A 10,734-nucleotide genomic window follows, 5' to 3' on the forward strand; every position below is an offset into this window, starting at 1 on the left:
TCTCTGCCCCAGTGAGATCCCCTGTGGGAGCGGGCTTGCTCGCGATAGCGCCAGCCCAGCCAACATTTCTGGCGACTGACCCACCGCCATCGCAGGCAAGCCAGCTCCCACATTTGATCTGTGGTGGAGCCAAAATTCTCTGCCCCAGTGAGATCCCTGTGGGAGCGGGCTTGCTCGCGATAGCGCCAGCCCAGCCAACATTTCTGGCGACTGACCCACCGCCATCGCAGGCAAGCCAGCTCCCACATTTGATCTGTGGTGGAGCCAAAATTCTCTGCCCCAGTGAGATCCCCTGTGGGAGCGGGCTTGCTCGCGATAGCGCCAGCCCAGTCATTGTTGCTGGCGGCTGACCCACCGTTATCGCAGGCAAGCCAGCTCCCACATTTGATCTGTGGTGGGGCCAAAATTCTCTGCCCCAGTGAGATCCCCTGTGGGAGCGGGCTTGCTCGCGATAGCGGCAGTCCAGTCATTGTTGCTGGCGACTGACCCACCGCCATCGCAGGCAAGCCAGCTCCCACATTTGATCTGTGGTGGGGCCAAAATTCTCTGCCCCAGTGAGATCACCTGTGGGAGCTGGCTTGCCCGCGATAGCGGCAGTCCAGTCACTGTTGCTGGCGGCTGACCCAGCGCCATCGCAGGCAAGCCAGCTCCCACATTTGATTTGTGGTGGGGCCAAAATTCTCTGCCCCTGTGAGATCCCCTGTGGGAGCGGGCTTGCCCACGATAGCGCCAGCCCCGTCACTGTTTCTGGCGGCTGACCCACCGCCATCGCAGGCAAGCCAGCTCCCACATTTGATCTGTGGTGGGGCCAAAATTCTCTGCCCCAGTGAGATCCCATGTGGGAGCGGGCTTGCTCGCGATAGCGGCAGTCCCGTCACTGTTTCTGGCGGCTGACCCAGCGCCATCGCAGGCAAGCCAGCTCCCACATTTTAATCTCTATGGGCTTACGCGAGTTTTGCTTGCAGATGATCCAGATGCCGGGTCATCAAGCATGCTGCCGTACTCGCATCCCGTCGCTCCACCGCTTCGACAATCTCTGCCTGCTCAAGCCAGGCGCCGGTGAACGCCCCTTGTCGGGCAATGACCAGCGAGGTCAACGGCACCAGGCTATTGAGAAACTGCGCCAATGGCCGGTTGCCCGCAAGGGTCGCCAGCAACAGATGAAACTCGCCACATAGGCGAATGGCCGCACCTTGCTGGCCCTGCTCGACGCTCGCCCGCTGGCGGGCCAGCAGCTCACGCAAACGCCGCACCTGCCCGGGGGTGGCCTGTACGCACGCCAATTGCACCACGCTCACTTCCATCAAGCGCCGCGCCTCCAGGATATGTTGCACCTGCTCGGCATCCGGTGCCGCCACCTGGGCGCGCAGGTTGGGGCGCAGGATGATCACCTGCTGCTCGGCCAGGCGCGCCAGGACCCGGCGCAGCACGCTGCGGCTGACGCCAAACGCTTGGGCCAGGCCTTCTTCGGTAAAACGGCTGGTGGGCACGATGCGTTGTTCGAGGATGGCATCGAACAGCCGTGGGTAAAGGTCGTCCACCGACGGCCGCTTGCCGGGCACCAGGCGCATGGCGGGCGGGGCGGTGACAACGATAGGGCGTTGCAGGGCGTGAGCGCTCATGGCCGGTCTCCAGGGTCAGTTGCCGAGATGGTCGTCGGGAATGTTCAGGGCCGTGCCCATGCGCTGGCCTTCGTTGAGGATATGGCGGCGCATTTCGGCGCTGGCCAGGGCGCTGTTCTTATTGCGGATCGCGCGCACCACGGCTTCGTTTTCCTGCAGGCGCTCGGCCAGGTGTTCGGGGGAGTTGCGCAACACCTGGGCGCTTTGCTTGAGGGCATTGCTGGTCTGCTGCACCACGTTCTGGAAGATCGGGTTGGAGGTCAGGGCGAACAGTTCTTCGTGGAAGGCGATGTAGGCGTTCATCCCCGCCTCACTGTCGTGGGCCTCCAGGGCTTCGCGCATGTCCATCAGGGTCAGGCGCAGTTGGCCGATCTCTTTGCTGGTGATGGACTGGGCCACCAGGCCGACGATAAACGGCTCCAGGGTGTAGCGCAGTTGCAGGATATCGGCGAGGCTGGCATCGGCCACGGCGTCATGGGCCTGGGGTTCGTTGACGTGGGTCTCCAGCACGACCACGCCTTTGCCGGGCATCGAGCGCACCAGGCCGAGGGTTTCCAGGACGATCACCGCTTCACGCAGGCTGGGGCGGCTGATGCCCAGTTGTTCCGCCAGTTCGCGCTGGCCGGGCAGCATTTCGCCACGCCGCCATTGACCTCGGGCCAGGGCGGCGCGCAGTTTTTCTACGACTGAATTGACGACGGTTGAGGTGCTGATCACGCCGTGGACTCCTTACTTTATTGAAACTGGCGATGCTTAAATGTGGGAGCAAGCCCACTCCCACATTCTATTTGTGTTGCTGCTCAGAACTCCTGGTGCGCCGGCAACACCGGCTTCTTGGCCTGGAACGCATACCCTTGCTGCCCGTCGAGCACCTTGTTGGCCCGCTCGATATCAATGTCCTTTTCCCAGCGGGCAATGGCCACGGTGGCGACGCAGTTGCCGATCAGGTTGGTCATCGCGCGGCCAATCCCCATGAACCAGTCCACCGCCAGTACCAGCACCAGGCCCACCACCGGGATGGCGGGGATGGCGGTCAGGGTGGCGGCCAGAATCACCAGGGCCGAGCCCGGTATGCCGTGGGCGCCCTTGGAGGTGATCAGCGACACCAGCAGGATGGTCAACAGGTCGGTCATCGACAACGGCGTACCGGTAGCGTTGGCGATAAACACAATGGCCAGGGTCAGGTAGATCGAGAAACCATCGAGGTTGAACGAGTAGCCGGTGGGGATCACCAGGCCGACGGTGGAACTGCCGATGCCCAGGTGCTCCAGTTTACGCATGATCTGTGGCAACACCGCATCGGACGAGGCGGTGCCCATCACGATCAGCAGCTCTTCACGCAGGTATTTGAGCAAAGGCAGCATGCGCAGGCCCGACAGGCGCATCACCGTGCCCAGGATCAGCGCGACGAAGGCCATGCAGGTCAGGTAGAACAAGCCCACCAGGCTGCCCAGGTGCTGCAGCGAATCCAGGCCGTAGGTGCTGGTGGTAAACGCGATGGCGCCGAAGACCCCGATGGGCGCCAGGCGCACAATCATGCCCATGATGCGGAAGATCACATGGCTCAGTTCGTTGATCAGTCGCGAAATGCCCGAGGCCGCTTCCCCCACCAGGTTCAGCGCGCTGCCAAACAGCACCGAGAACAGCAGCACCTGCAACACGTTGTTGTCGGCAAACGCGCCGATCACCGAGTTGGGGATCAGGTCCATCAGGAACTGGCTGGTGCCCTTGATATGCTGGCCGCGATCCGCCAGTTCATTGAGGCCGGCGGAAGACAGCTGCTCCAGGTGGATATTGGCGCCGCTGCCGATCCCGGTACTGAAGGCCAGCACCAGCCCGAGGACCAGGGCGATGGTGGTGAGGATTTCAAAGTAGATCACCGACTTGAGGCCGATGCGCCCGACTTTCTTTAGGTCGCCGGCACCGGAAATGCCGCTGACCACCACGCAGAACACGATCAGGCCGATCAGCATCTTGATCAGCTTGATAAAGCCGTCACCCAGGGGTTTGAGCTGTGAGGAGAATTCGGGAAGGGCCAAGCCGCAAGCGATGCCGAGCATCAGACCTATGACGACTTGCAGGAAAATCGAACGCGAGCACCATCTGAGCATGGGGAGGATCTCTATTCGGTGCCCTGGTGGGTCCAGGGCTTAATTGTTGTGGTCTTACCGGTAAGTCCAGTGCGTGGCCAGTCTACGCTTGTGTTTTTGCAAACTACAAGGGGCTGCGGGGGTGTTTATGCCTTCCGGTCTTACCAGTTGCTCGGTAAGCGTGATGCTTGAGCGGTTGGCGGCTTGTAAAATTTTTCGCTTATCATCCCCGGCTTGGCCGCTGAGGTGATGCATGGATAAGCCAGGACTGACAACCGATGAAGCGGGGCTGACCCGTTGTACATGGCGTACGGCTGCTGCCGAGTACCCCGATTACCACGATCACGAGTGGGGCGTGCCGGTTGCCGATGATCGTGCGCTGTACGAGAAGATCTGCCTGGAGGGCTTCCAGGCCGGTCTGGCGTGGATCACCATCCTGCGTAAGCGCGAGCATTTTCGCCGGGCGTTTGCCGGCTTTGATTTTCGCCGGGTGGCGCAGTACACCGAGGAGGATATCCAGCGCTTGATGGCCGACCCGGAGATTGTGCGCAATCGGGCGAAAATCGTCTCGACCATCAACAATGCGCGCCGGGCCTGTGAGCTGGTGGATGAACACGGCTCGCTGGCGGCGTGGCTGTGGGCGTTCGAGCCGGCGGCCGGCGAGCGTCCGGCCGTGGTGGATCTGGCCTATTGGACGGGTAACCCGACATCGCCGGCCTCGGTGCGCCTGTCCAAGGCCTTGAAAAAGCGCGGTTGGACCTTTGTCGGGCCGACGACGATGTATGCGTTCATGCAGGCGATGGGGATGGTCAATGACCATCTTGAAGGTTGCCTCTGTCGGCCGCAAATTGAGGACCTGCGGCGTCACTTCAAGCGCCCCTGAACGCTTCCTCAGCCCATCTGCTGCAGAATATCGCGCACCTTGTCCAGGGACGGGTCGATATCCAGGGTTTCGATGGCGCCGAAGCCGATGATCAGGCCACTGCGCACCGGCGACTCATGGAAAAACACATCCAGTGGATACAGCCCGACTTCCACCTGGCGCGCCCGTTCGATCAGCAAGGGGATATTTACGGGCACTTTGCACAGCGCCGCCAGGTGGAACCCGGCCACGCTGGGCACGGCCTCGAACCAGGGCGACAGGTCGCCGGCCAGGCGGCTGAGGATGCGCTCGCGGCGGGTGGTGTAGACGGCGTGACAACGCCGGATATGCTTGAGCAGGTAGCCTTCGCTGATGAACTTGGCCAGGGCCCATTGCGGCAGTGTCGAGGTGTGCTGGTCGCTCAATTGCTTGGCCTTGAGCACTGCCCCGCGGATGGCCGGGGGTAGCACCGCATAGCCCAGGCGCAGCTCGGGCAGCAGGGTCTTGGAGAAGGTCCCGACATAGGCGACGATGCCCCGGGTGTCCATGCTTTGCAGGGCGTCGGTGGGGCGGCCTTCATAGCGGAACTCACTGTCGTAGTCGTCCTCGATCACAATCGCGCCCAGCGCCAGTGCACGTTCCAGCAGGGCGACGCGACGCGGCAGGCTCATCGGGATGCCCAGGGGGAACTGGTGGGAGGGGGTGACGTAGATCAGCCGTGTGCCCTCGGGAATCAACGCGACCTGGATCCCCTGGTCGTCCAGCGGCACGCCGGCCACCGTGGCGCCCATGGCTTCAAACATCAAGCGTGCGGGGGCGTAGCCGGGGTCTTCCATGGCCACGATGCTGCCGGGTTCCAGCACCACGCGGGCGATCAGGTCCAGGGCCTGTTGCGCACCGTTGCACACCACAATGTCGTCATCCCGGCAGTTGACCCCACGGGAAAACGCGATGTGCCCGGCAATCCCATGGCGCAAGGCCGGCAGCCCTTCGGGCTGGCCATAGAACCCACTGTTGCGGGCGATGCGGCGCAGGGCGTCCTGGGTACAGCGCCGCCATTCGTCCTGGGGGAACAGGCTACGGGTGGTGGCGCCGCCGATGAATTCGCAACGCAAGAGGCTGTCCCGCGTTGGATGGCGCATGGGCGAGGGCAGTGCCTGCCACTTGGCGAGGTTGGCGGCGCAGGCCAGGTCGGCTGCACTTTGCAGGCCCTGGGTGCGTGGCATATGGGTGTTGACGAACGTTCCGCGGCCGATCTTGCCGATCAGCAGGCCTTCATAGATCAGGGTGGTGTAGGTGTCGGATACAGTCTTGCGCGACACGCCCAGTTGCTCGGCCAGCAAGCGGCTGGGGGGTAATTGCGCGCCGGCGGCCAGGCGCCCTGAGTCAATGGCGTCGTGCAGTTGCTGGTAAAGCTGTTCGGCCAGGTCCTTGCGGCCCTGGATGACGATGTGCAGTTCCATGTTTCGTCCCGTGGCGGTCAATCCTGCCAAGGTTACTCGCATGTAAAGGCTGTGGGAGCGGGCTTGCTCGCGATAGCGGTGTATCAGTCAAAAAACCATCAACTGACCCGCTCCCACAGTGAGGTGGGGTCAGGAGAGGAAACCACCGTCCACATTCAGCGAAACGCCGGTGGTATAGGTTGAGGCATCGCTGGCCAGGTATAGCACTGCGCCGGCCATTTCGCTGGGGTCGGCTACGCGCTTGAGGGGGATTTGGGCCAGGGCCATGTTCAGGATCGATTCGTTCTTCACCAGCGCCGAGGCGAACTTAGTGTCGGTCAGGCCCGGCAGCAGGGCGTTGCAGCGGATGCCGAATGGCGCGCATTCCTTGGCAAACACCTTGGTCATATTGATCACGGCGGCCTTGGTCACCGAGTAGATGCCCTGGAAGTGCCCTGGAGAAATGCCGTTGATCGAGGCTACGTTGATGATGCTGCCGCCGCCGTTTTCCCGCATCAGCTTGCCGGCTTCCACCGACATGAAGAAGTAGCCGCGGATGTTCACGTCGACGGTTTTCTGGAAGGCGCCGAGGTCGGTGTCCAGTACGTTGCAGAACTGTGGGTTGGTGGCGGCGTTGTTGACCAGGATGTCCAGGCGCCCGAACTGCTGGCGAATGCCGGCAAACACCTCATTGATCTGCGTCATCTCGCCGATATGGCAGGCAATGGCCGTGGCCTTGCCGCCAGCGGCGATGATCGCGTCGGCCACAGGCTGGCAGCCGTCGATCTTGCGGCTCGACACAATCACATGGGCGCCTTGCTGGGCCAGCAGCTTGGCAATGGCCTCACCAATGCCACGGCTGGCGCCGGAGACAAAAGCGATCTTGCCGTCGAGGTCGAACAGGTGGGTCTTGGACATGGTGGTTCCTTGTCGGGTCAGAGCGTGGATTGGTGGATGACCTTCAGGCTCATCTGCTCCAGCAGCGCGTTCATGTGAATGAACTGCGCGAAGCGTTTGTCCTGGGTCTGGCCATGGTAGAAGCGGTAGTAGATCTGCTGCACGATACCGGCCAGGCGGAACAGGCCGTAGGTGTAATAGAAGTCGAAATTGTCGATCTGGATGCCTGAGCGCTCGGCGTAATAGTCGACAAACTGACGGCGGGTGAGCATGCCGGGGGCATTGCTCGGCTGGCGGCGCATCAGTTGCACGGGCGCGGGGTCGGCGGCTTCGATCCAGTAGGCGAGGCTGTTGCCCAGGTCCATCAGCGGGTCGCCCAGGGTGGTCAGTTCCCAATCCAGCACGCCGATGATTTGCATCGGGTTGTCGGGGTCGAGGATCACATTGTCGAAGCGATAGTCGTTGTGCACGATGCTGGACGTGGGGTGGTCGGCGGGCATCTTGTCGTTGAGCCAGGCGCGCACGGCTGCCCATTTCGGGGCATCGGGGGTCAGGGCCTTTTCGTAGCGATCGCTCCAGCCGCGGATCTGCCGCGCCACGTAGCCTTCGGGCTTGCCCAGGTCGGCCAGGCCGCAGGCGGTGTAGTCCACCTGGTGCAGCTCGACGAACTTGTCGATAAAGCTCTTGCACAAGGCTTCGGTGCGCGTGGCGTCCAGGCCCAGCTCCGGCGGCAGGTCCGAGCGCAGGATGATGCCCTTGACCCGCTCCATCACATAGAACTCGGCGCCGATCACCGATTCGTCGGTGCAGTGCACGTAGGCCTTGGGGCAGTAGGGGAAGCCATCCTTGAGCTGGTTGAGGATGCGAAATTCCCGGCCCATGTCATGGGCCGACTTGGCCTTGTGGCCAAAGGGCGGGCGGCGCAGGACGAATTCCTGTTCGGGGTATTCCAGCAGGTAGGTCAGGTTGGAGGCACCGCCCGGGAACTGGCTGATTTTGGCGCTGCCACTCAGGCCAGGGATATGGGCCTTGAGGTAGGGGTCGATGAGGCTGGCATCCAGTTCTTCGCCGGGGCGGATCTGGGTGGATTGGTCATTGAGCGCCATGCTTATCCCTTCTGCTTATTCTTGAGGCCTTGGACTATTGGCTAATCTAATGCGCACAGCCAACCCGCCACAAGGCTGTGACGGCTTAATAGGCTAGCGTGTTGGACGACAATCAGCGTGCCTGATCGGTCATTTTTCGGGCGCAGGCAAGGCGACCGGTGTGAGTACCGGGCGCCCGGCGAAGTAGGCGAGCAGGTTGTCCGCCACCCGTTGCACGGTGTCGTGGGCCGCTTCCGGTGACAGCCCGGCCACATGGGGGGTGAGTACGGTGTTGCAGAGCCGCTTGAGGGCGTCGGGCACGTTGGGCTCATCATCGAACACATCCAGCGCCGCCCCGCCAATGCGCCGTTGTTCGAGGGCGCTGATCAGGTCGGCGGTAACGATCACGCTGCCACGGGCGATGTTCACCAAAAAACCGTTGGGGCCCAGGGCATCCAGGGCCTGGCGGTCGATCAGGTGACGGGTGCCAGGGCCGCCGGGGGTGGCAATGACCAGGAAATCCGAGGTGCGGGCCAGCTCCACCGGGGTGGCGCAGTAGGTGTAGTCCACATCGCTACGGGGTTGGCGGCTGTGGTAGCTGACTTGCATGTCAAACCCCAGCGCCGCGCGCCTGGCGATCGCCAGGCCGACCGCGCCCAGGCCGAGGATGCCCAGGTGTTTGCCGGACAGGGACGGGCGCATGACCTTGGGCCATTCGCTGCGTCGAACCGCGGCATCGGCCTGGGGAATGTCACGCACCATCGACAGCAGCAGCGCCATGGCGTGATCCGCCACCGACGGCGCATTGACCCCGGCACCGTTGGTCACCACGATCCCACGATTGCTGGCGGCCTGCAGGTCGACCTGCTCATAGCCCGCGCCGATCACGCAGATGATTTCCAGCAAGGGCAGGGCGGCGATCTCTTCGGCGTACAAGCCCAACGGGCCACGGGTCAGCACGGCCTGGATCCGCGCGCCATGGGTCTTGATAGCCTGGCTGCGCTCGGCGGGCGTTGGGGCCAGGATTACATGAAAGCCATTGCTTTCGATGATCGGCAGGTAGTCATTGATGGTTTCAACCAGGACCAGAACAGTGGCGGGCATGGGGCGGCTCTTGTTGTGGGGTTTGATACCTGGATTATGCGGCATTTTCTGGCGTGCGAAATGCCTGCGGGTGAAAGATCCTCCCCGGACGGAAGGCCTTGGCGTGGGGGATGCCAGCGTCTGCGCAGGCTGAAGACGCTGGGCATCGACGCGGGCGTTATTGGGCCTGTCGCACCTTGTTCTGTTCTGCCTGGGCGATTTCCTTGAAATCATAGGTCGGGAAAAACTCGGTCCTGTAGGTTCCCCATGCGGTGTTTTCCAATGCCAGGTTGACCGCTGACAGGCGAGAGGCAGGCAGGCGCAGGACGATGACTTGTCCGATACCCATGGTGATGTTCCAACTGACAACCTCTACCCCTGCCGGTGGAAATACTTTATAGAATTCCTGTTTGGCAAGTTGTGCCCTTAGTTCGCTTAATGGGCGGGACTGATCATGTTTTAGAAATACGGTCAGCATGACTGCGTTGTCGGGAGTGGCAACAGGTTCCTTGGCTATCGGCTGTGCACCGGCACCGCTCGAAATAAGGGCGGATAACCATACGGTAGATATCAGTAAAGACTTGAGTTGGGTTTTCATAGGCGGGCGTCTTTTTGTTGGTTTTATGAATGTTGTATGGGGTGTTAATAAAAGTTAGTGGGAAGTGGAGGTTTTGATCGGCCCTTTGTAAGGCGCGTGAACAACATAGATACGCACGGTTTCATTGGTTTCGAGCATGTCGCGAGGAACCTCCCGCGAGTAGGTGAACTCTTCGTTGTTCAAGACCTCCAGTCGGCGCACCACGCTTCTGATCGGGCCTTTGTCGGGCACCAGGATATGGTTTTTCCGGTCGCCCGTGACCAGGAAATAACCGCCGCCGCCATGCTCATACTTTGACAGCCCCGTGTCGGCATAGAAGAACTCATAGCGATTGCGCTCCGGGTCCCACATGGAGATGCCCACCACCCCCGGGTACTTGTCCTTGACGTCTACGTGGGGGGCGCCCTCGATATAGACCTTGGTGGTCAACCACTGAGGGGAGGAGGCCAATGCGCGGATATCGGACGTTGCCCATTGTGCCTGGCTGGTAAGCGGGCTGAGCAATCCCGCGAGAAACAGGCCTGCAAAAACAGCATTGTATTTACGCATCAAATAACTCCGGTATGGAATTTTATTGGTTTTTGTTCTTGTTGTTGCCTGCATGGGCAGCGGGGGAAATATAGGTCTGATGAGAAGCGCTATCAATACCTGGGTATATGTTTGTAACAAATCCAGTGGTAATAAGTTAAAAGATAATTTTAATGTTGAGTATGAGGTTTTTGGAGGGTGTAGGTTAATTCCTACAATTAAGGCGAATGAGCTTACGTGGTTTAAATATTTATAAACCTCTTGTTTGAGTTTCGATTGTTGGCTGATTGGCCTTTAAGGCATGGGCAGAGGGCGACGAATCTATAGCGCAATAGATCCGTGCCCTGGGTAGATTGCAAACCCTTAGCCGATTCGCGGCGTGGGGATCATGGTGTTGCGAGGCTTGGGCGCGGCAGCATATTCAATGCCGTTAAGGATGGTCTGAAGTAGCCATGTATTTCCCCGGCATACCACCTAGCGCAACTTTTAAACTCGCCAAATGATCAAAAAACAATCAATTCGACGAG

The 10,734-nt window shown here is 61.0% G+C and carries 10 protein-coding genes; 1 reads left to right on the top strand and 9 read right to left on the bottom strand.

Features of this window, described 5'->3' with window-relative positions:
* Nucleotides 1–944: 944 nt before the first annotated feature.
* The 3 genes from AO268_RS29645 to AO268_RS29655 form a co-directional block, all read right to left on the bottom strand.
* Nucleotides 945–1,622 carry a GntR family transcriptional regulator gene (locus AO268_RS29645; protein ID WP_099170714.1) on the bottom strand — a complete coding sequence of 226 codons (678 nt, stop codon included), beginning with the start codon at nt 1,620–1,622 and terminating at the stop codon, nt 945–947.
* A 15-nt stretch (nt 1,623–1,637) separates the two neighbouring features.
* Nucleotides 1,638–2,339 carry a FadR/GntR family transcriptional regulator gene (locus AO268_RS29650; protein ID WP_076963968.1) on the bottom strand — a complete coding sequence of 234 codons (702 nt, stop codon included), beginning with the start codon at nt 2,337–2,339 and terminating at the stop codon, nt 1,638–1,640.
* 83 nt (nt 2,340–2,422) lie between these two features.
* Complete coding sequence (locus AO268_RS29655; RefSeq protein WP_076963969.1) at nt 2,423–3,733, bottom strand: C4-dicarboxylate transporter DctA; 1,311 nt, start codon at nt 3,731–3,733, stop codon at nt 2,423–2,425.
* A gap of 232 nt (nt 3,734–3,965) precedes the next feature.
* On the opposite strand from AO268_RS29655, the gene AO268_RS29660 reads away from it, so the two are divergent.
* On the top strand, nt 3,966–4,595 hold the full coding sequence (locus tag AO268_RS29660) for a DNA-3-methyladenine glycosylase I (RefSeq protein WP_076963970.1): 630 nt from the start codon (nt 3,966–3,968) through the stop codon (nt 4,593–4,595).
* 8 nt (nt 4,596–4,603) lie between these two features.
* Here AO268_RS29660 and pdxR read toward each other — a convergent pair whose 3' ends face one another.
* From pdxR to AO268_RS29690, 6 genes are all read right to left on the bottom strand, one after another.
* A complete protein-coding gene (gene pdxR / locus AO268_RS29665) occupies nt 4,604–6,037 on the bottom strand; it encodes a MocR-like pyridoxine biosynthesis transcription factor PdxR (protein WP_099170715.1) in 1,434 nt (477 codons plus the stop codon).
* Between the two features lie 129 nt (nt 6,038–6,166).
* Nucleotides 6,167–6,934, bottom strand: a complete 768-nt coding sequence (locus tag AO268_RS29670) for an SDR family oxidoreductase (RefSeq protein WP_099170716.1) — start codon at nt 6,932–6,934, stop codon at nt 6,167–6,169.
* Nucleotides 6,935–6,951: 17 nt separating this feature from the next.
* Nucleotides 6,952–8,019: a phosphotransferase family protein gene (locus AO268_RS29675; RefSeq protein ID WP_099170717.1), complete on the bottom strand. Its 1,068-nt coding sequence runs from the start codon at nt 8,017–8,019 to the stop codon at nt 6,952–6,954.
* Between the two features lie 129 nt (nt 8,020–8,148).
* Complete coding sequence (locus tag AO268_RS29680) at nt 8,149–9,102, bottom strand: 2-hydroxyacid dehydrogenase (protein WP_099170718.1); 954 nt, start codon at nt 9,100–9,102, stop codon at nt 8,149–8,151.
* Between the two features lie 157 nt (nt 9,103–9,259).
* Entirely contained in the window at nt 9,260–9,679 is a 420-nt protein-coding gene (locus tag AO268_RS29685) for a hypothetical protein (RefSeq protein WP_076963975.1), read from the bottom strand.
* A gap of 54 nt (nt 9,680–9,733) precedes the next feature.
* Nucleotides 9,734–10,228, bottom strand: a complete 495-nt coding sequence (locus AO268_RS29690) for a DUF4822 domain-containing protein (RefSeq protein WP_076963976.1) — start codon at nt 10,226–10,228, stop codon at nt 9,734–9,736.
* Between the last annotated feature and the right edge of the window lie 506 nt (nt 10,229–10,734).

Source organism: Pseudomonas sp. ICMP 8385 (genome assembly GCF_002699915.1).
In the GTDB taxonomy this organism is placed as follows: domain Bacteria; phylum Pseudomonadota; class Gammaproteobacteria; order Pseudomonadales; family Pseudomonadaceae; genus Aquipseudomonas; species Aquipseudomonas gessardii.